Consider the following 23,179-nt stretch of genomic DNA (forward strand, 5'->3'; position numbering starts at 1 on the left):
GGATTACTTTCTACAACCACTTCAGCTCCCGCAACACGGCCTCCGTCACGGCCCGGCGGCTGGCAATGAACTGGTCGTCGTTGATGGGGCCGGGCTGGGGCTCCACGTTGAGGGCGAAGAAGGCGCGGCGGCCGTCGGCGCGCTCCAGCCAGCCCACCAGCCAGCCGTTGTCGGGGTTACGGGCGGAGCGGAAGCGCCAGCCGGTTTTGCCGTAAAGCGTGTATTCGGGCGTTTTGCGGAGGATGAGCAGCTGCTTCACGGCCCGCTGGTGACGCTTTTCCACGGGCAGCGTTTCGGCCTGCAGACGGCGCAGAAAATCCACCTGCTCAACCTGACTAATCTGCGACTTACCCCCGAGCCAGAAGGTATCCAGCGTGGCGGGCGTCACCACCATACCGGGGTAGCGCAGGCGGCGCAGCCACTGTTGGTAGCGCGCCACACCAATGCGCCGGGCCAGCTGCTGGTAGCACGGCACGCACGAAACCCGCAAAGCCCGGGCGTAGGTCATGTCCTGATTCCACTGCGGGAAGCTGCGCGTTACCCCGTCCCAGCGGCAAATTTCGGCGGTATCGGGCAGGGCGCCGGTTTGTAGCCCGATGAGCGTGTTGGGGATTTTGAAGGTGGAAGCCGGCAAAAACCGCTGGCGGCAGCGCTTCAGGTTATAGGCCACGTACTGCCCGGCCGGCTCATCGTAGAGTAGAAACGAGCCCTGCACGCCGTACCTCGCAAACTGTGGCTGGAAATCCCGCTCCACCACCGCCGGGAGCGGCGGGGCGGCGGCGGTGATCAGCAGGAACATACTCAACAGCAAACCGGGCAGCCAACGCATGGCGCGAAGATACGGCAACCCACCTACTGAGCGCTGGTTTACACGGCCCGCTCGTTGCGGGCGGCTTTTTCTATGATGCGGGTAATGCGCTGCTGCCGGGTTTCGGCGCGCTTCAGGGCTATCAACTGCTGCAATATGTGCTTGCGGGCACTGGGCGGAAAAGCCAGAAAGTTCTGGTACGCGGCATCCTGGGTGGCAAAGGCGGCGGCCAGATCGGGCGGGAGTTCCAGCGCGTCCACGGCGTCGAGAGTCGCCCAACTGCCGTCCTGTTGCGCGGTTTCTATTTTGGCCAAGCCGGCCGGGTGCAGCTGGCCGGCAGCTTGCAGGGCCACAATCCGCCGCTTGTTCAGCCCCGACCATACGCTGCCCGGTTTGCGGGGCGAGAAATACTGCTGGTAACACAGTGCATCCACCTTGCGGGGGACCGAGTCAATCCAGCCAAAGCACAACGCTTCTTCCACGGCTTCGGCGTAGTTCAGGTAGCCCGGCCCTTTCGCTTTCTTGTAGAGCGTGAGCCAGATACCATCCGGCTGGCTGTGGTGATTGGTCAGCCAGGCGCGCCAGTCCGCGCGGGTATGGGCATTTAGTACGGGTAGCGTATCGAGTTTGCGGGCCATAGCCGAAGATACGCGGGCCACCCGTTACTGCCAGGGCTGCGGTGAGCAATAACCATCGGGCGCGACTGACAGTTATACCAACTCGTATTCGCATACCTTTCTGCTACCACCCTTCCTCCCCTTTTCGATTCGCTTTATGCAACACCGTGAACTGGGCCGCTCCGGCCTGCAACTTGCGCCGCTGGTTTTGGGCGGCAACGTCTTCGGCTGGACGGCCGACGAAGCCGCTTCCTTCCGCGTGCTCGACGCCTTTGTGGTCGGCGGCGGCAATGCCATTGATACCGCCAACGTGTACTCGGCCTGGGCCCCCGGCCACCAGGGCGGCGAGTCGGAAACCGTACTGGGCAAGTGGCTGAAGCAGCGCGGCCGCCGCGACGATGTCCTCATCCTCACCAAAGTGGGCATGCAGATGGGCGATGGCACCAAGGGTCTGGCCAAAGACTACATCCGCCGCTCGGTGGAAGCCTCGCTCCAGCGCCTGCAGACCGACTATATCGACCTCTACCAGAGCCACCAGGACGATGAGACGCTGCCCGTGACCGAGCCGCTGGAAGCTTACGCCGAGCTGATCCGGGAAGGCAAGGTGCGCGCCATCGGGGCCAGCAACTTCTCGGCGGCCCGCCTGGGCGAGGCGCTGGCCGCCAGCGCGGCCCACGGCCTGCCGCGCTACGAAAGCCTGCAGCCCGAGTACAACCTCTACAACCGCGCCGATTTTGAGAAAGAGTTGCAGCCGCTGATTCTGGAGCACGGCCTGGGCGTGATTCCCTACTTCGGACTGGCCTCGGGTTTCCTCACGGGTAAGTACCGCACCGAGGCCGACCTCGCCAAAAGCATCCGCGGCAGCAGCATCGGCCCCAAATACCTCAACGACCGGGGCCGCCGCATTCTGGCCGCTCTTGATGCCGTGGTGGCCCGCCACGCCGGCTCCTCGCCCGCCCAGGCAGCCCTGGCCTGGCTGATGGCCCAGCCCGGCCTCACCGGCCCCATTTCCAGCGCCACCACCCCCGGGCAGGTGACGGAGCTACTCAAAGCCATGCAGCTGCACCTCTCAGCCGATGATGTACAGGAGCTGAACCAGGCCAGCGCGTAGTTCCGCCGCTGACTGCAGTTCGGCAGGCAGTAGCGCGAACTTTGCAGTCCGCGTCCCTAGGCCGTTATAACCAGCCGAACGGCGCGGGGACGCGAACTGCAAAGTTCGCCCTGCTGCTCATCTACACCTAAAAGCCTCCGGTAGCCGCATGTGCGGCCGGGGGCTTTTGGCTGCCCGGGCAATGCCGGAGTTGGATTCTTTTCCGGCCGGCCGTTGGGTTGTCCGCCATCCGTCCGCATCTTGCCACTTCGCCCGCTGCTTTCCCCGCATGATTATTCGCCCGGCTACCCGCTCCGATTTGCACGCCGTGTACCGCCTATGGTGTGAGCTGATGGATTCCCATCACGCCTACCACCCCATTTTCGGCTATCACCGCATGGCCGAGGTGGAGCTCAAGCAAGCCCTGCTCAGCCGCCTGCGGGAACCCTACACGCGGTTTTTCGTGGCCGAAACCCCCGACGGACTGGCGGGCCTGCTGATTGCTATGTACCAGATCGGCAACAACGGCATGCACTACAAGCGGCGCGGCTACATTGCCGAAACCATGGTGCGCCCGCCCTTCCGGCGGCTGGGCATCGGGCGGGAGCTGTTTGGGGCGGCCCGCGAGTGGCTGCTGCGCGAGGGAGCCGACCACCTGGAGCTGCAGGTGGCCGTGGCCAACGAGGTGGGCCACCGGTTCTGGGCGGCCATGGGCTTTGCCCCCACCACCTACCACCTGGTGCTGCCCCTGCTGCCCGCGCCCGGTCCCCACGACTGGCCCGATTAGGCCCCGGATAGGCGGCCGGCGACGCCCGCGCCCAACTCCCGCGCCCGCCCTGCGTTAGACCGGCTACCCGTTCCTCCGTTCGTTAGCCGCTCCCTGCTTATGTTTCTTGCCGCCGCTATCCAGCCCTTCGACTGGAACCGGATTCTGTTTTCCGACGAAGCCCCGCCGCTGTTTCTGCTGGAAGTGGTGCTGCGCTGCGTGCTGACCTACCTGATGATCATCGGGGCATTGCGCGTGACGGGCCGGCGCGGGGTACGGCAGCTGTCCATCTTCGAGCTGAGCATCATCCTGGCCCTGGGCTCCGCCGCCGGCGACGCCATGCTTTACCACGATACTCCGCTGCTGCATGCGGCCGTGGTGTTCGGGGTGGTATCGGGGCTGTACCTGCTGTTTAACCGCCTCACCGAGCGGTTCCCAAAGTTCTCTGACTGGCTGGAAGGCGCGCCGGTACTGTTGGTGGAAGACGGCGAAATCAACCTGCCCAACTTTACCCGGCAGAACCTCACCCAGAAGGAGCTGTTCGGGGAGCTGCGGCTGCGGCAGGTGGAGCACCTGGGCCAGGTCCGCCGCGCCTACATTGAGGCCACCGGCGAGGTCAGCATCTATTTCTTTGCCGATGAGGACGTGCGGCCCGGCCTGCCCATTCTGCCCGAGCGCAAGGCCGACAAGCGCCACCGCGTGGAGCAGGCCGGTACCTACGCCTGCGCCTGCTGCGGCCACGTGCAACCCATTGCCAAAGGCGAGCAGGCGCAGTGTACCAGCTGCCACGAGGGCGTCTGGATTCCGGCCTGCGACGCCCGGCGGATTGCGTAGGCCGGCCCCACGCTATTTCTCCGCGTAGTTGTACGGCACGTAGTTTTCCCACTGCCAGGGCGTGGCCGTATCGCCGAGCAGCTGCGCCAGGAGCGGCCGGAAGATTTTGTCGGCATTGGCGCTGTTGCTTAGCAGAAGCAGGGCTTTTTTCTGTTGGGGAAAAACCACGCTGTGGTTTTCCCAGCCGTCGTCGTGGCCCTCCTTAAAGTAAGCCGGCCCGTAAGGGGTCTGAAAAACGCCCCAGCCCAGCCCGTAGGCCAGCTGCACTGTGCGGTTGCTATCCGGCGCGGCCACCGTGGCCAGCGGCCCGAACTGCGCCCGGAAGGGAATCCGGATCTGGGGGCGGGTCATTTCGGCCAGGGCGGCGGGCGGCAGCACCCGGCCCTGCATGAGGGCGGCCAGAAACGCGGCGTAGTCGGCGGGGGTGGTTTCGAGCGAGCCGGCGGCCTGGGCGGTGTGGCGGTGGCGCTTTTCCAGCGGTTGGCCCTGCTCGTCGTAGCCCAGCGCGTAGTTGGCCTCGAAGGCCGGCTGCCACACGTAGCTGGTGCGCGTGAGCCCCAACGGCTGCCACAACCGTTCTTCGCTGAGTTGCAGCAAAGGTTTGCCGGCAATGGTTTCCACCACCACTTGTAGCAGCTGCAGGCCCTCGCCGGAGTAGCCATAGCGCGCCCCGGGCTCGAATTTGAACCGCAGTTTTTTATCGGGCTCAATCCAGCGCCAGTTGGGCAGGCCGGTGGTGTGGCTGAGCACCATGCGGGCCGTGAGCCGGCGCCACCGCTCATCACCGGCCAAGTCCTGCCAGCCGGGCAGTTCCGGAATCGGCCGGCCCAAGTACTCGTGCAGCGGCTTGTCGAGGTTGAGCTGCCCGGTCTGCACCAGCTGCATCACCAGGCAGGCAAACACGGCCTTGCTCAGGGAGGCCCCGTACATAGCCGTGCCGGGCTCCAACGGAGCTTTTTCGGCCACGTTGCGGTAACCGAAGGTACGCAGGTAGCGCACTTGGTTGTTTTCCAGCAGGGCCACCGCCAGCCCCGTCACGCGGGCCGAATCCAAGAGCTGCCGTACGGTGCGGTCCACGTCGGCGGGGCGGAGCGTACGGCCATCGAGGGTGTGAAACGGCCGGGCCGGCTGGGCCGCCAGGGGCTGGGTGGCCGCCCAAAATCCCGCAAGGAAGAGAAGTGCTTTCATACTGCCCGAGCTGGTTAGTTACCGGACGAAGGAAAGATTTTCCGGCGATATTGCTCGCTGAACTTTCCGCGCCTTATGCTCCCGTTGCTGCACATCCACCACCTGGCTATCATCGGCTCCGATTACGCCCGCTCCAAACGCTTCTACACCGAGGTACTGGGCCTGCGCGTCCTGCGCGAAGTGTACCGCGAAACCCGGCAGTCGTGGAAGCTGGATCTGGCCCTGGGCGAGCAGTACGTTATCGAGCTATTTTCGTTCCCCGAGCCGCCGCCGCGCCTCACCCGCCCTGAAGCCGCCGGCCTGCGCCACTTCGCCTTTGCCGTCTCAGATATCGAGGCCACCGTGCGCCACCTCACCACCCACGGCGTGGCCTCGGAGCCCATCCGCACGGATGAATTTACGGGCCGCCGCTTCACCTTCATCGAAGACCCCGACGGGCTGCCGCTGGAGTTTTATGAGGTGTAACTGACCGCAAAGTTTACAGAACGATACCCGACCAGCTTGCGGAGCTTACCGGCCGCTACTTCGGGGCCGCTGCCACCGTGAGCCGCCAGTAGGTCATGGCTCCCTGCCGCCCGCCCGGGTATTCTTCCCGCTTCAAATACAGCGTGTTGGCGTCCGTCCAGAACAGCTCCTCCGGCTCCCAGCTGGTGGGCCGCATTTCCCAGAGAGGCCGCAATACGCCCTGCTGCAGCCGGAAGATTTGCACGCTGTTCGGCTGCCCGCCGCCGTATTCCAGTCCCGGACACATAACAGCTATGCTCTGCTGACCGGGGGCGTACTCCGGCGACCCGTACAGTGTCAGCCGCCGGCCTTCCGGGCTGATGAGCCACCATTCGCCGGTTTCGCAGAAAGTCACCTCCACCACGTACCGCCGAAATCCGGGCAGAAAACCGTGATAGGTGTAGCGCGTAGCCGCATCTTCCGGAATATTCCTGGCAACAGTTTCCTCAATGGTAATGTCGCGGAAGGTCTAGGGGCCGGCGGTGGTCGGAATCACCAACTGCCCGTTGAGGGCCTTTACCGGGAACGTGGTCGGCACTTTTACCGACTGAGTCGTACGCTGGGCCTGGGCGTAGGTGGCGGCCGAAATCCGGTGGAACGTAACAGCAGCGGCCGGGGCAGAAGGAACCGGTAGCAGCGGAAGCAGGAGCGCGAGGAGTTGCATGGCCTAAAATACTGCCAAAATCTGTTCGGTTAGAATCGGCTGGTTCGTTCTTTTCCGGTTGGAAATCGTAGAACGGGCCGGTTCCGGCGGTTGGCCCATTGCCCGCCGCCCCCTACCTTGCCCCCGCTATGCCCGATACCCCCGCACCACTCCCCTACCTCATCATTGATTTCGACAGCACGTTTACCCAGGTGGAAGGCCTCGACGAGCTGGCCGACATTGCCCTCACCGGCCAGCCTAACCGCCAGGAAGTAGTAGCCGCCATCCGCGCCCTTACCGACCGGGGCATGAGCGGGGAGCTGAAGTTTTCGGAATCCTTGCGGGAACGGCTGGCGCTGCTGCCGGCCCGCCGCGAACATATTGCGCTGCTGGTGGAGCGGCTGAAGGGCAAGGTGTCGGAGAGTATCCGGCGCAACCGGGGCTTCTTCGAGCAGTTTCCGGGCCGGGTGTACATTGTCAGCAGCGGCTTCCGCGAGTTCATTGAGCCGGTGGTGGCTGAGTTCGGCATCACCCCGGAATTTGTGCTGGCCAACACCTTCACCTTCGACGCCGAGGGCCGCATTACGGGCTTCGACGCCACCAACCCGCTCAGCCAGGACGGCGGCAAAATCCGGCAGCTCCAGCTGCTCGACCTGCATGGCCCCGTGTACGCCCTCGGCGACGGCTACACCGACTACCAGATCCGCGAGGCCGGCCTCGCGGACCGTTTCTACGCCTTCACCGAAAACGTGACCCGCGACGCCGTGGTGGCGCGCGCCGATGAAGTGCTGCCCTCTTTCGACGAATTCCTCTACCAGAACAAGCTCCCGATGACCCTCTCGTATCCCAAGAACCGCATCAAAGTCCTCCTCCTCGAAAACCCCGACCCGCGCGCCGCCGAGCTGTTCCGCCAGGAAGGCTACCAGGTGGATACCGTGCCCGGCGGCCTCGACGAGGACGAGCTGGCCGCCCGCATCGAGGGCGTGAGCATTTTGGGCATCCGCAGCAAAACCCAGGTGACGGCCAAGGTGCTGGAAGCCGCCAACCGCCTCATGGCCGTGGGCGCGTTCTGCATCGGCACCAACCAGATTGACTTGGTGGGCTGCATGAAAAAGGGCGTGCCGGTGTTCAACGCGCCGTTTAGTAACACCCGCTCGGTGGTGGAACTGGCTTTGGGCGAAATCATCATGCTCGCCCGCCGCATCCCCGAAAAAAACCCCAAAATGCACCGCGGCGAGTGGGATAAGTCGGCCGGGGGCTCGTTTGAGGTGCGCGGCAAGAAGCTGGGCATCGTGGGCTACGGCAACATCGGGAGCCAGCTGTCGGTGGTGGCGGAGGCCATCGGCCTGCAGGTGCTCTACTACGACGTGGCCGAGAAGCTGCAGCTGGGCAATGCCGTGAAGTGCCGCACCCTCGATGAGCTGCTCCAGCAGGCCGACATCGTGACCCTGCACGTGGATGGCCGCCAGGAAAACACGAACCTCATCGGCACCCGCGAGCTGGCCCTGATGAAGCCCGGCGCGCTGCTGCTCAACAACGCCCGCGGCCACGTGGTGGACGTGTCGGCCCTGGCCGCCGTACTCCGCTCGGGCCACCTGGGCGGGGCCGCCGTGGACGTGTTTCCGCATGAGCCCAAAACCAACCAGGAAAGCTTCGAGAGTGAGCTGCGCGGCCTGCCCAACGTGCTGCTCACGCCCCACATCGGGGGCAGCACGGCCGAGGCCCAGCGCAACATTGCCGAGTTCGTGCCCGAGCGGATTATGCAGTACGTGAACACCGGCAACACCCAGCAGAGCGTCAATTTCCCCAACATTCAGCTGCCCGAGCAGCAGGCCCACCGCCTCATCCACATTCACCACAACGTGCCCGGCGTGCTGGCCCGCATCAACAACGTGCTGGCCCAGCACCACGTCAACATCCTGGGTCAGTACCTGAAAACCAACGAGCACATTGGCTACGTCATCACCGACATCGACAAGCAGTACGCCCCCGAAGTCATCCAAGCCCTGCGCGAGGTAGAGCATACCATCAAGTTCCGGGTGCTGTATTAGCGGCTATTTTCCAGCGAATCAAGTTCGCCAAATGCCAACCGGCCGCCCCGAAGTAATTTCGGAGCGGCCGGTTGGCGTTTGGTTATGAGGGGTACCTAGCGGCGCACTACGCGCTGGGCGGTGCTGCCGGTGGCGGTGGTGAGGCGCAGCACGTACACGCCGGCTTTCAGTTGGCCTGTAGCAAATGACAATAGAAGAGTTGTCAGTACCTCATTAGCGTGTTCTTCTGAAAGACGTATTTTTGAGCTTCAGTGGATTTAGCTATTCAAGACTCTCTTCTATGCAAAAACTCCTTTTAGTCGACCCCAATACTGAATTGTGTAATGCTTGGCAACAGGCTTTTGCCCATTATCCTGAAGTCGAAATAATTAACAGCCGCTTTGAACAGATACCGAACTTTGATTGCATTGTCAGCACGGCCAATTCTTTCGGGCTCATGGACGGCGGGGTTGATTTGGCCATTACCCGCTTTTTTGGTCCTGAGCTTCAGGTACGGATACAGAACTATATTATAGCCCATTACACCGGTGAACAGCCTGTTGGCACTAGCTTCATCATTGAAACTACTCATCCCCGGCACCCATATGTGGCACACACTCCCACCATGCGCGTGCCCATGCCCATACATGCTACGGATAATGTGTACTTGGCTATGAAAGCCTTACTTGAGGCTGTTACCGCTTTTAATGCTCTACAGAAGCGTATCCAAGTAGTTGCGTGTCCGGGTCTAGGTACTGCAACGGGCCGAATGCCCGTGGAAGAAGCTGCACGCCAAATGGCCTTGGCATACCGTTACTATCTAGATCCGCCTCAAGCTATTACATGGTCTTATGCAGCCGCACGAAACCGAGCTGTCATTGGTAGTACTGAATAAAGTATACCCCATCGACTAATCAGTTAATACGTTTCATTACTCCGCTATTTTCCCACTACAATGCTCTGTTTAGCTCTTTCTGCTGCTTTATCTGCTACTCCTGCACAGCTGCCTGCGTGGGCACAAACGGTTTGGCAACAAGCTCACCTTGACCGAACGTATGTACGCAGTACGTATATCCGGCCAAGCTTTCTGCAGGCTGATTTCAACGGTGACGGGAAACCGGACATAGCTATACCGGTAGCTCACCGCGCCTCTCCCAGCCGAGGACTGGTCATTTTCCACCAGGGTCAGAGCAAACCATCTATTCTGGATATGGAGGGCAAAGCAAGTACTGAGCCCCCAGAGGCTAGTTTCGATTGGGCCGGCCAATGGAAGCTCTATACCAAGCGCAGCACATTTGAGGTTACAACTGATAAAAATGGAGAGTTAAACGATACCAAAGTAGTGCCGCTCAAGTATCCTGCTATCGAGTTTATCAGTGATGAAAGCGGCCGTGGTATGCTCTATTGGACTGGGCGCGCCTACCGCTGGCTATACCAAAGCTGCTGATATTCGCGCTTCCCCAAACGCCAACCGGCCGCCCCGAAACTACTTCGGGGCGGCCGGTTGGCGTTTGGTTATGAGGGGTACCTAGCGGCGCACTACGCGCTGGGCGGTGCTGCCGGTGGCGGTGGTCAGGCGCAGCACGTACACGCCGGCTTTCAGGGTGGGCAGGCCGGGCAGCAGCTGGGCTACCAAGGAAAGTACCGACTGGCTGCGGTACACCTTCTGGCCGGTCAGGGTGCTGAGGGTCACCGTGGCGGGCTGGGCCTCAGCGCCGGCGGGCAAAGCCACCAGCAGCTCGTTTTCGAAGGGATTCGGGAAAGCCGTGAGGGTGGCAGCGGCTGGACCGACGCAAGCCTCTACCACCGTTCCCGCACCTGCGTAAGAATGCGCTCCATTTCCCGGCGCACCTCGTTGGTAGTGGCCACATGGTTATTATTCAGGAAGCTGAACGCCAGCAGCCGGCCCGATTTGGTCCGCAGGTAGCCCACCAGGTTGTGGTTGTTGGTGAGGGTACCGGTTTTGCCCCAGAGCCAGGGCTGCCCCGCCACCGGCCGGTACACGCGGCGTAGGGTGCCCTGACCGCCTCCCGCTGCCAGCAGGCCCAGCAGACGCGGCTCGGGCACCTGCTGGTGCAGCGTCAGCAGCAAAGCCACCAGGCTGCGGGGCGTGGCCAGGTTCAGGCGCGAGAGGCCGCTGCCATCCACCCACACCGGGGCATCGGGCAATTCGCGCAGGTAGTTGAGCTGCATGGCCCTTATGGCCCGCCCCGTACTCAGCGAATCGGTACTGAGCGAAGAAGCGCACATGAGCAACAGCTGTTCGGCCAGGAAATTGTCGCTCACCCGCAGCATGCGGCGGTAGAGCGAATCGACGGGCAGCCCGCGCAACGTGCGCACCGAGTCCTGGGGCCGCAGCCGCAGCGAGGCCAGCAGCACCGGGCGGCGCAAAGTATCCTGGAGTAGCTGGAGCAGCAGGGCGGGGCTGGTCCGAAACGGGGTTTCATCTACCCAGCTGCCGGTGGAAGGCAGCACCGTGAACCGGTTTTCCAGCGCCGGGCGGCGCACGTGGTCCTCGGTGGGGTTGGGCGTGCCGGCGGGGGCGAGCTGGGTGAGGGGCCGGAAAAACAGGGGCAGCACCCGGGGCATAGGCTGGCCGGCCCGGGCGTAGAAGCGCACCGTGTGCCCGTAAATCGGGAAGGGGCCGCGCTCCGGCTGGAAATAGTAGTTGTAGTCGTCCCAGCTCCAGCCGGGACCGAAGGCGGCAGCTGTGGGCACCTCGGCGTACACCAGCTTTTCGGGCCGATTTTGCAGAAACGTGAAGGCCCGCCGCGAGGGCACGTCGCCGTGCAGCAGCGTGGGGTCGCCGGTACCCCAGAACAGCAGCGTATCGGGGCGCAGCACGTAGTGCAGGCTGGGCAGCGAGTCGGGCAGCAGCCGCAGGCCGGCGTAGAGGCTGAATAGCTTCATGGTGCTGGCCGGCGTGAAGTACCGGTCGTCGTTCAGCCCGAACAGCTGCTGGCCGGTGGTAACATCAGCCACGCACACGCCCACGTGGTGCCTGCGTAGCACCGATGATTCGCGCACTAGCTGCTCCAGCCAGGCCGGATTAGGAGCCGGCCGAAGCGGGGCGGTTGGGGCCGGCGTCTGGGCCGGCGCGTGGGTTGCCAACGAGAGAAACAGGCTCAGCGGCCCCAGCCACCAGCAGGCGGCCCCACGGGTCAGAATAACGGGCATATTACGGGCAGGATGGCAGATTGAGGGGATGAATCGGGCCGGTTCGTCGGGTTTTTAGGGCCCGCGTTAAACCGGGGCTGCAAATTGGCCTCTATTCCGGTATCCGTCACCTTTTCCCCCTTGTTATTCGCTATGCAGCTGCCTGCTTTCTCCGCCTTCGCCCTCAATCTCCTGCTGCTATGCACGGCTCCCGTTGTACTGGCCCAGGCCGCTCCCCGCCCCGCTACCACCCAGCCCGGCCGCCCCGAAATCCGGGCCTACGTGCAGCAACACGTGCTACCCGCCGTGCGCCGGCAGCGCCAGCAGCTGGAAACCCGCCTCAGCACCTCCGATAAAGCCCAGCTGGCCGTGTACCGCGCTCAGTTCCACGACCTGCGCCAGCGCGGCCAGGCGTTGCGCGCCGAAACACAGCCGAACGGGGCTACGGCCCGGCCGGTCCTCACCGAGGCCCAGCAGCAGCAGCGCCAGCAACTGCGCACCGAAACCCGCGCGTTACTGCTGCGCGTGAGCGAGCTGGCCCGCCCCCACGAAGCCGATATTGCCCGCCTGGCCCAGGAGCTGAAGCCGCAACAGGAAAAGTGGGCGGCCGACATACAGGCCCTCACCAGCCAGTCGGCCAACCCCGAACCAACGGCGCGCCATTCCCGCCGCAGCCCGGGGCAGCGGCTGCTGCGGCCGGTGGCCTTTCTGCTGCTGGAGCCGGTGGCCGCCCCGGCCGCGCCCACTGCCCCGGCCGGGGCCGAAACCCGCGTGTACCCCAACCCTACCGCCACCGCCACGCAACTCGACTACGAGCTGCCCAAAGCCGGCCCCGTAACCGTGGAGCTGCTCGATGGCCGGGGCAACACTTTGCGTACCGTGCAGCCGGAAACTAAGCAGGAAAAAGGCTCCCACACCCTCCCCCTGGACGTGGCCGATTTACCGGTGGGCACCTACTTCTTCAAAATCACCACCCGCGCCGGGGCCGAAACCCGGCGGTTCGTGAAAGAATAAGCTGCCCCCCGCCGCTCAATATTCCGAGCCGCCCGGCGTTCCGGAGCCGACCCGTTTGTACGGGTCGGCTTTTTTGTGCCGCAGCCGGTTTCGGCCCCGGCCGGGGCGTATTGCTCCGGAAACCACTCTATCTTTACGCCCTATGGTGCGCTCCTTTTTTACCTGGCTTCTTCTCCTCACTACCACGGCCCTGCTGACGGCCTGCTGCGGCTCCACGGCCTGCGAGTGCAACGACGAATTCGCCGACGCCATCGGCCTGCGCCTCAGCACCGATACCCTGAGCACCGGCCCCCGGAAAGGGTTTCTCTCGGCTGAAGTTGCTACCGTGTACCTGGTGCGCGTGCCCCGGGATACGGCCCAACGCCCCCGGGCCGATACCGTAACGCTGACCCGCTCCCGCCTCCAGGCCGTTACCCAACCCATCGTCATCAACAACGCTACGCCGTTCACCCGGGCCGGTAACCGCAACCTCGACCAGTATAGCTACCAACTATATCTGGCTCCCAGCCGGACTGCGGCACCTACGTTTCGCTACCTGATTAACCGCGTGGAGCTGCGTACCGATTACGAGGCCGATGGCTGCTGCACCTGCTTCCAGAACAGCAACAAGCTGGTGTACGTGAACGGCAGCCCCACCCCACTCAACCAGACCGACCCCACCGGCGAGAACCAACTGCGCCTGATTGACGTGACCCGGCCCTAGGTAACAGTTTGCTAACGTCCGGCCGCCCGGTTTTTGCCGTATACCCTCCCGCTGCCGCGCCGCCTGTTTCCGGTGGCGGGCACCGTGCCTTCGCCTGCTATGCTGAAAGAACCTACCCCGGCCGTTTCGCCCACCTTCCCGTTCCGGACCACGCTCAGCCTGGAGCCGCTGATTGCATACTGGAAAGCGGGCGAGGTATCGTTGAACATGGGTATTGCGTTGCTCTCCCGCGCCGTGGGCGAGCAGGTAGCCGCCGCCGACTGGGTGCGGGGTCCGCTCACCGACCTCACCCAGCTGGAGTGCAACTGCGACCTGGTGGAGACGCTCATGCTGGCCGTGTTTCCGCCGGCTTCCTTCGCCATTGATATTGTGGGGGCCATTGCGCCGTTTCAGCGCCAGAGCTTTTACTACACGCCCCGTTTTGATGAGGTACTGCTTAACGCAGCCCACATCATCAAGCAGCCGCTCAACATTGATATGCGGCAGCTGGAGCTCTACACCACCCGCATGGCCTACCAGCTGATTCTGGAGAAGGTGTACGGCGTGCAGCTGCCCTTACAGGGCAACGTCATCTTCACCGTGCCCGATTACAGCATCGGCCTTTACCGCCATTACAGCGTGGAGTTTATTTCCACGTTTCTGGAGGTGCAGGTCCACGGCGAGAAGCCCGCGCTGACGCCCGAGCAGCTGGATTTCCTGAGCCGCAACCCCCAGCGCACCGAGGCGTGGCTGGAGCTGCTGCCGCCCGAGCATTTCGAGTTAGTGGGCTTCAATATTCTGCACCTGGTAGATGTCACGGAACAGGAAATTCTCTCGGAGCTGAAGTACGACTTGCTGGAACGCGACGTGCTACAGGCCTCCGACCGCCTGGAGCAGATTCAGGAGAAGCTGCGGGTGCTGTTCGGCAAACCGTTTCTGCAGCTGGGCATTGCCGCCTACGACGAGAAGAAGCGGGCTTTCGTGGATTTCGGCCGCAAAATCAACCACAGCTTCCTCACCAAGCAGCTCCACAACCCCGACGCCAGCTCCGGCTTCCGCCAGATTTACAGCCAGCTCTGGCAGCACCGCCAGCCGCTGGTGATTGAGGACGTGGAAAAAGCCGACATCCCCGAGGACCTGCGCCAGCAGATTCTGAGCCTGGGCATCCGCTCCGCAATTCTGGCTTTGCTGCCCTACGGCGACGATACCGTGGGCCTGCTGGAGCTGGGCTCCCCCAACGTGGGCGACTTGAACGAGTTCAGCCTGGAAAACGTGAACCAGTTTGTGCCCCTGTTTGCGGTGGCCGTGAAGCGCAACGCCGAGGACATTCAGACGCGAGTGCAGGCCATCATTAAGGAGAAGTTCACGGCTATTCACCCCACCATGGAGTGGCGTTTCACCAACGCGGCCCAAAACCTGCTGCAAAAGCTGGAAGACGGCAACAAAACCGCCGAAATGGAGGACATCGTGTTTCACGACGTGTATCCGCTGCACGGGTCCTCCGACATCCGGGGCAGTAGCGTGGCCCGCAACGAGGCCATCCAGGGCGATTTGGTGGAACACCTCACGATGGCCGGCAAGGTGCTCAAAAAGGCCTCCGAGTTTCAGCAGTTGCCTATTCTCGACGAGCTGAAGTTCTACGTGAACAAAAACCTGCGCCGTTTGCGCCAGGGCATGCTGACCGGCGACGAGGTGAACATCTTCGAGTCCATCCGCACCGAGATGGAGCCGCTCTTCGAGTACCTGAGCCAGAACACGCCCGAGCTGCAGCCCGTCATCCGCCAGTACTGGTCCAACATCGACCCCGAGCTGGGCATCCTCTACAAGCGCCGCAAGGCCTTCGAGGAAACCACCACCCTGCTCAACGACGCCGTCAGCACCTACCTCGATGAGGAGGACGCCAAGGCCCAAGCCATGTTTCCGCATTACTTCCAGCGCTTCAAAACCGATGGCGTAGAGCACAACATCTACGTGGGCGCGGCTTTGGTGGAGGACAAGCCATTCGACCTAGTGTTCCTGAAAAACCTGCGCCTGTGGCAGCTGCTGGTGATGGTGGAAATTACCCGCCGCACCGCCGCCCTCAAGCCCACGCTGCCCATTCCGCTGGAAACCACCCAGCTCATCCTCATCCACAGCCAGCCTTTGAGCATCCGTTTCCGCCAGGATGAGCGCCAGTTCGACGTGGATGGAGCCTATAACATCCGCTACGAAATCATCAAGAAGCGCATCGATAAGGCCACCGTGCAAGGCACCGGCGAGCGGCTCACCCAGCCCGGCCTGATTGCCCTAGTGTACAGCCAGCAGCGCGAGGCCGACGAGTACCTGGAGTACATCGACTACCTCCAGGACCGCGGCCTGCTCGAACCCGAAATCGAGGAGCTGGAGCTGGAAGAACTCCAGGGCGTAAAAGGCCTGCTGGCGCTGCGGGTGAAGGTAAAGTTGTAACGAGTTGATGAAGAGCTAAAAGAACGTCCCGGTCCGGCGGCTGCAAGCCGTCGGGCCGGTTGTCGTCAGGGCCGTTAGCGCAACACCGTCCTAACATCAGCTTACGGCAACCGGCCCGACGGCTTGCAGCCGCCGGACCGGAACGCCCTCCCCCATTCACTTCATCACCTGCTGTTCCTCCCGCCAGAACAGGCGCAGGGCGGTGCGCAGCAGAATCAGCCAGAGCAAACCGCCCGCAAAGCCGGCCGCTACATCGGTGGCGTAGTGTACGTGCAGGTATACCCGCGTGAGGCCGATGCAGAGGGCAAACAGGAGCAGCAACGCGGCCCAGGCCGGGTGCCGCCGATGCCGCCACAGCAGCCAGGCCAGGCAGCCGTACAATGCCAGCCCAATCATGGCGTGGCCGCTGGGAAAGCTCATTCCCGGCTGAAAGTACAGCGCCGAAGACGGCCGGACCCGGTGAAAATGAGTTTTGAGCAGCTGGTTTAGTAGCGCGGAACCCGCCACGGCTAGAAATACTTCCCAGGCTTCGCGCCGGAACCCGCGCCACCGCAGCAGCCCCGGAATACCCACCCCAGCCGCCACCAGCCACGGCAGCGAGGCAAAAAACGTGAGGCTCCGAACCGGACCGGTCAGGCCGGGCACGGAGGCCCGCAACGCATCCAGCTGCCGAAACGCCCAAGAATCAAACTGCACGGAGTGCTCCACGAACACCACCCGCGTGAGGTAGAAAAACCCCAGGGCCGAGCCCATGAACACGCCGCCCACTACCAGCACTTCCAGCGTCAGCAGGCTCCACAAGGCCAGCAGCCGGGCCGTCAGATTCTTCATTCAATCACAGATTTTCGCTGATTACGTGAATGACGCAATTATTGGCTAGTATGACCCGGTCCGGCACCGGACCGGATTAAACACAAAAAAGCCGACCCATTTCTGGATCGGCTTCTGTGCGCTCGGGGAGACTCGAACTCCCACACCTTGCGGAACTGCCGCCTGAAGACAGCGCGTCTACCAATTTCGCCACAAGCGCAGCACTTTTTATCGCCTGACCTCCGTGTGAGTGTCATTTGATGCTGCAAAGATAAGGGCCTTTTTCAACGCATGTCAAGCTTTGGTCTAAAAAAAGGCAGATTATTTTCCGCAAAATATTTCGATTCTGCGCTATGTAGGCTGTTTTTCAGTTGTTTGCACTTGTTTTCGGAAGCGTTTTTTTGTTTGCATTTCCACGCGTTTCAGGACCGGAATGGCCACCACCAGCCACGCGGCTCCCGCCGTGAAGCCCGCCAGTACATCGGTGGCGTAGTGCACCCGCAGGTACACCCGCGTGAGGCCAATAAGCAGCACGATGCTCACCAGCAGGGCAATAAGCCCGTAGCGCCAGGCCGGGCGGCGCACGTGCGTCCAGACCAGGTACATGAGCAAGCCGTAGAACGAGGCCGAAATCATGGCGTGGCCGCTGGGGAAGCTCAGGCCCGAGGCCGACACCAGCGGCAGCAGCGGCCGGGGACGGTTGTAGAACTGCTTCAGCACCAGGTTTAGCGTGATGCTGCCCAGCGCCACGACGGGCACCAGCAGAGAATACCAGCGGTGTCGCCGCATCAGCAGAAACCAGTTGACCAGCAGCCCCGCCGCCCCGGTGATAAAGTTGCGCGAGGCCAGAAACGTAATGCCCTCTACCCAGTCCTGCCGGTTGGGTCCCAGCAGCCGGCGCGTCCAGCGGAACGCCTCCGCATCAAAAGTGGCAGCATCCTGATCGAACACCTCCCGGCCCAGGGCCAGAAACAGCACCACTCCCAGCGTCCCGAGGGCCAGGGTAATGGCAAATTCCGTCAGAAACAGGGTAAAGCCGGCCACTAGCCGCCGCAGAGGGTTGGTCATGGATATGGCATACGCAAAAACCGGTGGCGCGGTATCCGGCGGCGCGGGTGCATCTTGCCGGCTGTTTGTTGCTGCTATGCCTTCCCTTCCTGATTCCGGCTTTGATTTCGTGGCGGCTTTCTACGATCCGCTGGCCCAGCTAGTGTACGGCCCGGCATTGCGCCGGGCGCAGCAGGCGGTCCTGACGGCCGGCCTGCCGACGGGGGCGGCCCGGGTGCTCATCATCGGGGGTGGTACGGGCTGGGTGCTGGGCGAGGTGCTGCGGCGCAACCCGGCGGCTCGCCTGCTGTACCTGGAAGCCTCGCCCCGGATGCTGCACCAAAGCCAGGAGTGGCTGCACCGACGTCTGCCACAGCACGCGGCGCAGGTGGAGTTTCGGCTGGGTACGGAGGCCGCCCTGCAGCCGCAGGAGCTGTTCGAAGCGGTACTGACGTTTTTCTTCCTGGATCTGTTTGAGCCCACCCGGCTGCGCGACATCGTGGGGCGGCTGCGGACAGCATTGGTACCCACAGGCGTTTGGCTGCTGGCCGATTTCGGACCACCCAAAGCGTGGTGGCACCGGCTGCTGCTGGGACTGATGTACCACTTTTTCGGGCTGACTACCGGCATCAGCGCCCGCCACCGGCCGCCCATTGAGGCCGAGTTGCACCGCATCGGCCTGATGCCGGAAGCGGCCGGGCAGTTTTTTGGGCGAATGGTAGAAGCCAGCGTGTGGCGAGCGGCGTAAGGTATTGGTTATTCGTTTTTGGTTATTGAGTTGGAATGACGTTCTACCAAAAACCAAGAACTAAAAACCGACAACTGGCAACCGGCAACGGAAAGCCGTAGGTTCGCGTCTGTATCCATCTTCTACCTGTTTCCTGACTGAGTTATGCGGAAAACCGCCGCCCTGCTTCTATTAAGCCTGCCGCTGGCCCTGGGCCGCCCCGCTTTGGCCCAGGCTCCCGTACAGTACTCTTTGGCCTTCCCCAACGCCGTCCATCACGAAGCCCGGGTGACGGTTACGTTCCGGGAGGTGCCGGCCGGACCGCTGCAGGTGCGTATGGCCCGCTCCTCGCCCGGCCGCTACGCGTTGCACGAGTTTGCCAAGAACGTATATGACGTGCAGGCCACCGACTCGAAAGGCCAGGTCTTGTCGGTGGTCAAACCCGACCCCTACGGCTGGGCCGTGGCCGGCCACGACGGTACGGTGGTGTTCACCTACACCCTCTTCGGCGACCGGACCGACGGCACCTACGCCGGCATCGACCAGCGCCACGCCCACCTGAACATGCCCGCCACGCTGGCGTACGCCCAGGGGCTGGAGCAACGGCCCGCCGCCGTGCAGTTTCAGTTGCCCGAGGGCTGGACGGTAGCCTCCCAGCTCAAGCCCGAAGCCAACGGCACCTGGACCGCGCCGCACCTGCAATACCTGATGGACTCGCCTACTTCACTGGGGCCGCAGCAGGTGCGCAGCTGGCAGGAAGCAGGCCGCACCATCGAAATGCAGGTGCTGCACGATGGTACGCCCGCCGAGCTGGATGCCTACGTAGCCAATACCAAAAAGGTGGTAAAGGAAGCCGCCGCCATCTTCGGGGGGCTGCCGGAGTACGATTTCGGCCGCTACACCTTCGTGGCCAACTACCTGCCCCAGACCAGCGGCGACGGCATGGAGCACCGGAACTCCACCAGCCTCACCAGCAACCGCCCCTTGCGCGGCCCCGGGGCCATCGACAACCTGGGCACCGTGGCCCATGAGTTTTTCCATAGCTGGAACGTGGAGCGCCTGCGCCCCCAGGATCTGGAGCCGTTCGACTTTCAGCGGGCCAACATGAGCAGCAACCTGTGGTTTGCCGAGGGCTTTACGCAGTATTACGGCGAGCTGCTGCTGCGCCGGGCGGGCGTGTACACCGATGCGGAATACGCCAAGGAAGCCCTCAGCGGCATCGTGGGCGCGATGTTGCTTTCGCCCGGGGCCGCCCGCTACTCGCCGGTGTACATGAGCCAGCAGGCCCCGTTCGTGGATGCCGCCGCTGCCATCGACCCCAACAACCGCGCGAATACTTACCTGAGCTACTACTACATCGGGGCCGCCAACGCACTGGCCCTGGACCTGGAGCTGCGTAGCCGCTTTAAAACCGACCTCGACACCTACATGCGCGCCCTCTGGCAGCAGCACGGCGCGCAGCAGAACTACGCCCCCGCCAAACCCTACACCCTGCGCGATTTGCAACAAGTGCTGGGTACGGTGACGAAGGACACGGCCTTTGCCGGGCAGTTTTTCCGCCAGCACATTACGGGCCACGAGCTGCCGAAATACGAGCAGCTGCTGGCTCCAGCCGGACTATTGGTGCGCCCGGCCCGCGCCGGCCACACCACACTGGGAGCCCGTCTGCAGTTCAACCCCGACAGCACCGCCACGCTGGGCACTACCCTGCTGGGCAGCCCCCTCTACCAGGCCGGCCTGGACCGGGAAGACGTGGTGCTGAAGCTGGACGGCCGCAAGCCCATCAATGCCAAAGCAATGCAAACTCTGTTGGCCGCCCACAAGCCCGGCGACGCGCTGCCCCTGGAGTACCGCACCCGCGGCCTCGTGCGCACGGCTACCGTCACGCTCCAGGAAGACAACGCGCTGGAAGTAGTGACCTACGAAGACGCCAAACGCCCCGTCACGAAGGCCCAGAAGAAGTTCCGGGAAGCGTGGCTGAGCGGGAAGGCAAGGTAGCTACATGCCCCGGTCTGGCAGGCGTAGCCTGTCGGACCGGTTGAAGTAAGCTGACACCCGCACGACGACGCAACAACATCAGCACGCGGCAACCGGTCCGACAGGCTGCGCCTGCCGGACCGGTACGGCCTACGCGGTTTCCTCGTCGGCGGGGTCGCCCAGCACTTTCACCTTTTCGCCCCACCAGCGGCGGCCTTCCGTCAGGTCGTAACCGGCATCGACCACCACGCGGCGCAGGTGCACGCCGGCGGCTACGTGGGTATTGCCCAACAGCACACATTCTTCCAGCACGGCCCCGGCGGCCACCGTCACGCCCGGTCCCAGCACGCTGCGGCGCACGGTGCCCGCTACCCGACAGCCGGGTGCCAGCAGGCTATCCGACACCTCACTGCCGGCATCCAGCCGGGCCGGGGGGCGCGGCAGGGCCAGAGTGTATAGGGGCCAGTTGGGAGCATCCAGCGGCACACCGTGACCATCGAGCACGTCCATGTGGGCCTGCCAGTACACCTGCGGGATGCCCACGTCGCGCCAGTAGGTGGTCAGCGGATAGGCGTAAGCGCGGCCGTTCTGCACCAGGGCGGGCAGCAGGTAGTCGCCGAAATCCTTGAGGTTGGCGTGCTGTGCGGCCAGTTCCGTGAGCGTGCGGTCGAGCGTGGCCATGTCATAGAGAAAGACCTCCGTGGTAATGGTATCCGACAGCGGCCGGGTGGGCTTGTAGGCGAAGCGCTGCACCCGCCCGGCCCGGGTCAGGCGCACGTTGCCGAAGCGGGTGGCTGTGTCCTGGGGCGGCACGGGCGTGGTGACCATCGTCAGGTGGGCGCGGCGGCGCAGGTGTTCGGCCAGCACCGCCCCAAAATCGAGGGTGTAAAGATGGTCGGCCGAGAGGACCAGCAGCACATCGGGGGCAAACTCCCGGATCAGGGGCAGTTGCCGGTAGAGCGCATCAGCATTGCCGCCGGCAAAGCCGCCGCCTTCGGGGCCAGTGGCGGGCGGTAGCACCCGCAGCCCGCCGTAGGTACGGTCCAAGTCCCAGGGCCGGCCGCCGCCAAGGTGGTCGTTGAGCGTGTGCAGCTCGTAGGATTCCAGCACCCACACGTCGGTGAGGCCGGAGTTGACGCAGTTGGAGAGGGCGAAATCGATGAGGCGGTAGGTGCCCGCGAAGGGCAGCACCGGCTTGGCCCGCCGCCGGGTGAGGGCCCCCATGCGGGAGCCGGCCCCGCCGGCCAGTACCAGCACCAGCACTTTCTGGCCGTGCAGACGCGTGCCACGGGCCTGGTTAAGAACGGGAGTTTGCATAAGCAGATCAGTCGGCGAAACGACTCTGCTTACGCAACCCCTGCCCTAACCGCCGAAACTACCCGTACCCGCGCGCTACCCGCCAGCCAGCAACCGCCACACCACGGACCCCACGAAGCAGACCACGCCCAGAATCAGAATGCGCAGGCCATGCGCCTGATCGGCGCGGCTGAAGGCCGGCACGGTGCGGCCGTCAGGCAGCTGCCGGGTATGCCGGTACAGGTGCCAGCCGATAAACATGGCTACCAAGCCGCCCAACAGAGCCACCGCATAGCCAAACAGCACCCAGGCCTTCTGGGACGGCTCGGGCTGGGCCAGATCATGGAGGCGCTGCTGCCGCAGCCGCTCCAGCAGCGCCGGGCTGACCTGCTGACCGCGCTGGTGCAGAATGCGGCGGGCCAGGGCCACATCGAAACTATTCCATTCATCGGGCTTGAGCAGGACATCCAGCAGCTCTTCCTCCGTGAAGCGAAACAGGTAGTGGTCGGCCGGGGCAGTGGCCGTCAATACCTCATCAGCGGCCCGTTCCAGCGCCCGGACGGCCTCCATATCGGCCGGCCGCACCTGCACCACGAAGTAGGAGTTGGTAGGATTGAACGCAAACGACGGGTCGATGCGGGGCTGATCCAGGAGGGTTTCGTAGGGAATATCGTGCTGATGCAGCAGCTGCAGCAGGGGCTGGGCCACTTCTACATTCGGAAAGCGCTGATACGATTGGAATTCGCTCATGGGTAACTGCAATAGAGTGGCGCAAGGTTGTGTTTTTTCTCCGGCCACGCACCACTTCGGGCCGCTTGTCGTTTCGTACCTTAGCTACTGATTTCACCCGCTGCCCGGCGGCCCCACTTATGATCCGACTTTCTCTGCTTTCGATTGGTTGCCTACTGACCGTCACTGCCCAGGCCCAAACCACCGAGCCTGCCCGGCCACGGCTGGGGCTGCAGCCGCGCTACCACCTGGAGGCCGGGGCCACGTTTGCCGGTCGCTACGGCTCGGCCACCTACCTGAGCCCCACGGTTTCGGTGCCGCTCACGAAGCGGTTCTCGGTGTTTGGCGGCGTTACGTACCTACGTACCACGCCGGGGCTCGCCTACGCGCCATTCGGCGAAAATGGCCGAACCCTGCCAAATGCCACGAACCATTATTTGATTCAGGGCGGCGGGCAGTATGCGCTTTCACCTCGTCTCACGCTCACCGGCTCCGCCTGGAAGGATCTGACGCCCACCAACGGCCTCACCGTAAATCCATACGCCGGCTTCGGGGGCAACCTGGGGACAGGCGTGAATCTGCGGGCCGATTATCACATCACCGAGAATTTCTCGGTATCGGGCGGGGTGCGGGTGAGCAACGGGGCCACGGCATATCCGGGCGGGGCGTATTCGCCATTGTTCGGGTCGGGTACACCACTTGGCTATTGATATTCTGTCCTTCAGGGAACAGGCAAACGGGCAATCTGAACCAGCTTCGGATTGCCCGTTTGTTTTGCTGTTTCTTTGGGACGGTTTTCCGCTGTATTCTTCTCTT

The 23,179-nt window shown here is 63.3% G+C and carries 25 protein-coding genes and 1 tRNA gene; 13 read left to right on the forward strand and 13 right to left on the reverse strand.

The annotated features are described in order from the left end of the window. Positions 1 to 10 precede the first annotated feature (10 nt). Complete coding sequence (blaOXA, locus tag EI293_RS15855) at positions 11 to 799, reverse strand: class D beta-lactamase (RefSeq protein WP_170170399.1); 789 nt, start codon at positions 797 to 799, stop codon at positions 11 to 13. A 68-nt stretch (positions 800 to 867) separates the two neighbouring features. After that, positions 868 to 1,446: a YdeI/OmpD-associated family protein gene (locus EI293_RS15860; protein WP_125439521.1), complete on the reverse strand. Its 579-nt coding sequence runs from the start codon at positions 1,444 to 1,446 to the stop codon at positions 868 to 870. Positions 1,447 to 1,582: 136 nt separating this feature from the next. Between EI293_RS15860 and EI293_RS15865 the strand changes: the two genes are divergently transcribed. The 3 genes from EI293_RS15865 to EI293_RS15875 all read left to right on the forward strand — a co-directional run bounded on the left by EI293_RS15865 (position 1,583) and on the right by EI293_RS15875 (position 4,115). Further along, a complete protein-coding gene (locus EI293_RS15865; protein ID WP_125439522.1) occupies positions 1,583 to 2,536 on the forward strand; it encodes an aldo/keto reductase in 954 nt (317 codons plus the stop codon). A gap of 268 nt (positions 2,537 to 2,804) precedes the next feature. Then, entirely contained in the window at positions 2,805 to 3,302 is a 498-nt protein-coding gene (locus EI293_RS15870; RefSeq protein ID WP_170170400.1) for a GNAT family N-acetyltransferase, read from the forward strand. A gap of 99 nt (positions 3,303 to 3,401) precedes the next feature. Then, positions 3,402 to 4,115: a DUF421 domain-containing protein gene (locus tag EI293_RS15875; RefSeq protein ID WP_125439524.1), complete on the forward strand. Its 714-nt coding sequence runs from the start codon at positions 3,402 to 3,404 to the stop codon at positions 4,113 to 4,115. Positions 4,116 to 4,127: 12 nt separating this feature from the next. On the opposite strand, the gene EI293_RS15880 is transcribed toward EI293_RS15875, so the two are convergent. After that, positions 4,128 to 5,303, reverse strand: a complete 1,176-nt coding sequence (locus EI293_RS15880) for a serine hydrolase domain-containing protein (RefSeq protein WP_125439525.1) — start codon at positions 5,301 to 5,303, stop codon at positions 4,128 to 4,130. Between the two features lie 75 nt (positions 5,304 to 5,378). Here EI293_RS15880 and gloA2 point away from each other — a divergent pair, with 75 nt between their 5' ends. Further along, positions 5,379 to 5,768, forward strand: coding sequence for an SMU1112c/YaeR family gloxylase I-like metalloprotein (gene gloA2 / locus EI293_RS15885; protein ID WP_125439526.1), 390 nt, complete (start codon positions 5,379 to 5,381; stop codon positions 5,766 to 5,768). Positions 5,769 to 5,823: 55 nt separating this feature from the next. Here gloA2 and EI293_RS15890 read toward each other — a convergent pair whose 3' ends face one another. Beyond that, on the reverse strand, positions 5,824 to 6,168 hold the full coding sequence (locus EI293_RS15890) for a hypothetical protein (RefSeq protein ID WP_170170401.1): 345 nt from the start codon (positions 6,166 to 6,168) through the stop codon (positions 5,824 to 5,826). Positions 6,169 to 6,276: 108 nt separating this feature from the next. Further along, complete coding sequence (locus EI293_RS15895) at positions 6,277 to 6,471, reverse strand: hypothetical protein (protein ID WP_125439528.1); 195 nt, start codon at positions 6,469 to 6,471, stop codon at positions 6,277 to 6,279. Between the two features lie 128 nt (positions 6,472 to 6,599). Here EI293_RS15895 and serA point away from each other — a divergent pair, with 128 nt between their 5' ends. Further along, positions 6,600 to 8,501 carry a phosphoglycerate dehydrogenase gene (gene serA / locus EI293_RS15900; RefSeq protein WP_125439529.1) on the forward strand — a complete coding sequence of 634 codons (1,902 nt, stop codon included), beginning with the start codon at positions 6,600 to 6,602 and terminating at the stop codon, positions 8,499 to 8,501. 95 nt (positions 8,502 to 8,596) lie between these two features. Here the strand turns inward: serA and EI293_RS15905 are convergent, their stop codons facing one another. Continuing rightward, positions 8,597 to 8,692 carry a T9SS type A sorting domain-containing protein gene (locus tag EI293_RS15905; protein ID WP_125439530.1) on the reverse strand — a complete coding sequence of 32 codons (96 nt, stop codon included), beginning with the start codon at positions 8,690 to 8,692 and terminating at the stop codon, positions 8,597 to 8,599. Positions 8,693 to 8,781: 89 nt separating this feature from the next. On the opposite strand from EI293_RS15905, the gene EI293_RS15910 reads away from it, so the two are divergent. After that, a complete protein-coding gene (locus EI293_RS15910; protein WP_125439531.1) occupies positions 8,782 to 9,375 on the forward strand; it encodes a macro domain-containing protein in 594 nt (197 codons plus the stop codon). Between the two features lie 60 nt (positions 9,376 to 9,435). Then, positions 9,436 to 9,927 carry an FG-GAP repeat protein gene (locus tag EI293_RS15915; protein ID WP_125439532.1) on the forward strand — a complete coding sequence of 164 codons (492 nt, stop codon included), beginning with the start codon at positions 9,436 to 9,438 and terminating at the stop codon, positions 9,925 to 9,927. Between the two features lie 81 nt (positions 9,928 to 10,008). Here the strand turns inward: EI293_RS15915 and EI293_RS15920 are convergent, their stop codons facing one another. Further along, the gene (locus EI293_RS15920) at positions 10,009 to 10,287 is read right to left on the reverse strand and encodes a T9SS type A sorting domain-containing protein (RefSeq protein WP_125439533.1); all 279 of its coding nucleotides are present in this window, start codon (positions 10,285 to 10,287) and stop codon (positions 10,009 to 10,011) included. Beyond that, on the reverse strand, positions 10,281 to 11,657 hold the full coding sequence (locus EI293_RS15925; protein ID WP_125439534.1) for a D-alanyl-D-alanine carboxypeptidase: 1,377 nt from the start codon (positions 11,655 to 11,657) through the stop codon (positions 10,281 to 10,283). The genes EI293_RS15920 and EI293_RS15925 overlap by 7 nt, the downstream gene beginning before the upstream one ends. A gap of 132 nt (positions 11,658 to 11,789) precedes the next feature. Between EI293_RS15925 and EI293_RS15930 the strand changes: the two genes are divergently transcribed. The 3 genes from EI293_RS15930 to EI293_RS15940 all read left to right on the forward strand — a co-directional run bounded on the left by EI293_RS15930 (position 11,790) and on the right by EI293_RS15940 (position 15,777). Then, complete coding sequence (locus EI293_RS15930; protein ID WP_125439535.1) at positions 11,790 to 12,650, forward strand: T9SS type A sorting domain-containing protein; 861 nt, start codon at positions 11,790 to 11,792, stop codon at positions 12,648 to 12,650. 142 nt (positions 12,651 to 12,792) lie between these two features. Beyond that, the gene (locus tag EI293_RS15935; protein ID WP_125439536.1) at positions 12,793 to 13,353 is read left to right on the forward strand and encodes a hypothetical protein; all 561 of its coding nucleotides are present in this window, start codon (positions 12,793 to 12,795) and stop codon (positions 13,351 to 13,353) included. Between the two features lie 33 nt (positions 13,354 to 13,386). Then, positions 13,387 to 15,777 carry a GAF domain-containing protein gene (locus tag EI293_RS15940; protein WP_125439537.1) on the forward strand — a complete coding sequence of 797 codons (2,391 nt, stop codon included), beginning with the start codon at positions 13,387 to 13,389 and terminating at the stop codon, positions 15,775 to 15,777. 156 nt (positions 15,778 to 15,933) lie between these two features. Here EI293_RS15940 and EI293_RS15945 read toward each other — a convergent pair whose 3' ends face one another. From EI293_RS15945 to EI293_RS15955, 3 genes are all read right to left on the reverse strand, one after another. Then, a complete protein-coding gene (locus EI293_RS15945; RefSeq protein ID WP_125439538.1) occupies positions 15,934 to 16,608 on the reverse strand; it encodes a phosphatase PAP2 family protein in 675 nt (224 codons plus the stop codon). A 117-nt stretch (positions 16,609 to 16,725) separates the two neighbouring features. Next, positions 16,726 to 16,807 (reverse strand) — tRNA-Leu (locus EI293_RS15950). A 131-nt stretch (positions 16,808 to 16,938) separates the two neighbouring features. Beyond that, positions 16,939 to 17,655 carry a phosphatase PAP2 family protein gene (locus tag EI293_RS15955; RefSeq protein WP_125439539.1) on the reverse strand — a complete coding sequence of 239 codons (717 nt, stop codon included), beginning with the start codon at positions 17,653 to 17,655 and terminating at the stop codon, positions 16,939 to 16,941. Positions 17,656 to 17,731: 76 nt separating this feature from the next. Between EI293_RS15955 and EI293_RS15960 the strand changes: the two genes are divergently transcribed. Together EI293_RS15960 and EI293_RS15965 are read left to right on the forward strand one after the other, a co-directional pair. Next, the gene (locus tag EI293_RS15960; protein WP_170170402.1) at positions 17,732 to 18,382 is read left to right on the forward strand and encodes a class I SAM-dependent methyltransferase; all 651 of its coding nucleotides are present in this window, start codon (positions 17,732 to 17,734) and stop codon (positions 18,380 to 18,382) included. 144 nt (positions 18,383 to 18,526) lie between these two features. Beyond that, complete coding sequence (locus tag EI293_RS15965; RefSeq protein WP_125439541.1) at positions 18,527 to 20,359, forward strand: M61 family metallopeptidase; 1,833 nt, start codon at positions 18,527 to 18,529, stop codon at positions 20,357 to 20,359. 129 nt (positions 20,360 to 20,488) lie between these two features. Here EI293_RS15965 and EI293_RS15970 read toward each other — a convergent pair whose 3' ends face one another. Together EI293_RS15970 and EI293_RS15975 are read right to left on the reverse strand one after the other, a co-directional pair. After that, positions 20,489 to 21,655 (reverse strand): glucose-1-phosphate adenylyltransferase family protein, encoded by a 1,167-nt coding sequence (locus EI293_RS15970; protein WP_125439542.1) that lies wholly within the window; start codon positions 21,653 to 21,655, stop codon positions 20,489 to 20,491. A gap of 75 nt (positions 21,656 to 21,730) precedes the next feature. Beyond that, complete coding sequence (locus EI293_RS15975) at positions 21,731 to 22,384, reverse strand: hypothetical protein (RefSeq protein WP_125439543.1); 654 nt, start codon at positions 22,382 to 22,384, stop codon at positions 21,731 to 21,733. Between the two features lie 119 nt (positions 22,385 to 22,503). Between EI293_RS15975 and EI293_RS15980 the strand changes: the two genes are divergently transcribed. After that, a complete protein-coding gene (locus EI293_RS15980; protein WP_125439544.1) occupies positions 22,504 to 23,073 on the forward strand; it encodes a hypothetical protein in 570 nt (189 codons plus the stop codon). Positions 23,074 to 23,179: the final 106 nt, after the last annotated feature.

Origin of the sequence: Hymenobacter perfusus, assembly GCF_003944765.1 — a bacterium.
GTDB classification, from domain to species: domain Bacteria; phylum Bacteroidota; class Bacteroidia; order Cytophagales; family Hymenobacteraceae; genus Hymenobacter; species Hymenobacter perfusus.

Bases quoted from the DNA above. Each gene is read 5' to 3' on its own strand.
- blaOXA (WP_170170399.1), bottom strand. From the start codon at position 799: ATGTTCCTGCTGATCACCGCCGCCGCCCCGCCGCTCCCGGCGGTGGTG.
- EI293_RS15860 (WP_125439521.1), bottom strand. From the start codon at position 1,446: ATGGCCCGCAAACTCGATACGCTACCCGTACTAAATGCCCATACCCGC.
- EI293_RS15865 (WP_125439522.1), top strand. From the start codon at position 1,583: ATGCAACACCGTGAACTGGGCCGCTCCGGCCTGCAACTTGCGCCGCTG.
- EI293_RS15870 (WP_170170400.1), top strand. From the start codon at position 2,805: ATGATTATTCGCCCGGCTACCCGCTCCGATTTGCACGCCGTGTACCGC.
- EI293_RS15875 (WP_125439524.1), top strand. From the start codon at position 3,402: ATGTTTCTTGCCGCCGCTATCCAGCCCTTCGACTGGAACCGGATTCTG.
- EI293_RS15880 (WP_125439525.1), bottom strand. From the start codon at position 5,303: ATGAAAGCACTTCTCTTCCTTGCGGGATTTTGGGCGGCCACCCAGCCC.
- gloA2 (WP_125439526.1), top strand. From the start codon at position 5,379: ATGCTCCCGTTGCTGCACATCCACCACCTGGCTATCATCGGCTCCGAT.
- EI293_RS15895 (WP_125439528.1), bottom strand. From the start codon at position 6,471: ATGCAACTCCTCGCGCTCCTGCTTCCGCTGCTACCGGTTCCTTCTGCC.
- serA (WP_125439529.1), top strand. From the start codon at position 6,600: ATGCCCGATACCCCCGCACCACTCCCCTACCTCATCATTGATTTCGAC.
- EI293_RS15910 (WP_125439531.1), top strand. From the start codon at position 8,782: ATGCAAAAACTCCTTTTAGTCGACCCCAATACTGAATTGTGTAATGCT.
- EI293_RS15915 (WP_125439532.1), top strand. From the start codon at position 9,436: ATGCTCTGTTTAGCTCTTTCTGCTGCTTTATCTGCTACTCCTGCACAG.
- EI293_RS15925 (WP_125439534.1), bottom strand. From the start codon at position 11,657: ATGCCCGTTATTCTGACCCGTGGGGCCGCCTGCTGGTGGCTGGGGCCG.
- EI293_RS15930 (WP_125439535.1), top strand. From the start codon at position 11,790: ATGCAGCTGCCTGCTTTCTCCGCCTTCGCCCTCAATCTCCTGCTGCTA.
- EI293_RS15935 (WP_125439536.1), top strand. From the start codon at position 12,793: ATGGTGCGCTCCTTTTTTACCTGGCTTCTTCTCCTCACTACCACGGCC.
- EI293_RS15945 (WP_125439538.1), bottom strand. From the start codon at position 16,608: ATGAAGAATCTGACGGCCCGGCTGCTGGCCTTGTGGAGCCTGCTGACG.
- EI293_RS15955 (WP_125439539.1), bottom strand. From the start codon at position 17,655: ATGACCAACCCTCTGCGGCGGCTAGTGGCCGGCTTTACCCTGTTTCTG.
- EI293_RS15960 (WP_170170402.1), top strand. From the start codon at position 17,732: ATGCCTTCCCTTCCTGATTCCGGCTTTGATTTCGTGGCGGCTTTCTAC.
- EI293_RS15965 (WP_125439541.1), top strand. From the start codon at position 18,527: ATGCGGAAAACCGCCGCCCTGCTTCTATTAAGCCTGCCGCTGGCCCTG.
- EI293_RS15970 (WP_125439542.1), bottom strand. From the start codon at position 21,655: ATGCAAACTCCCGTTCTTAACCAGGCCCGTGGCACGCGTCTGCACGGC.
- EI293_RS15975 (WP_125439543.1), bottom strand. From the start codon at position 22,384: ATGAGCGAATTCCAATCGTATCAGCGCTTTCCGAATGTAGAAGTGGCC.
- EI293_RS15980 (WP_125439544.1), top strand. From the start codon at position 22,504: ATGATCCGACTTTCTCTGCTTTCGATTGGTTGCCTACTGACCGTCACT.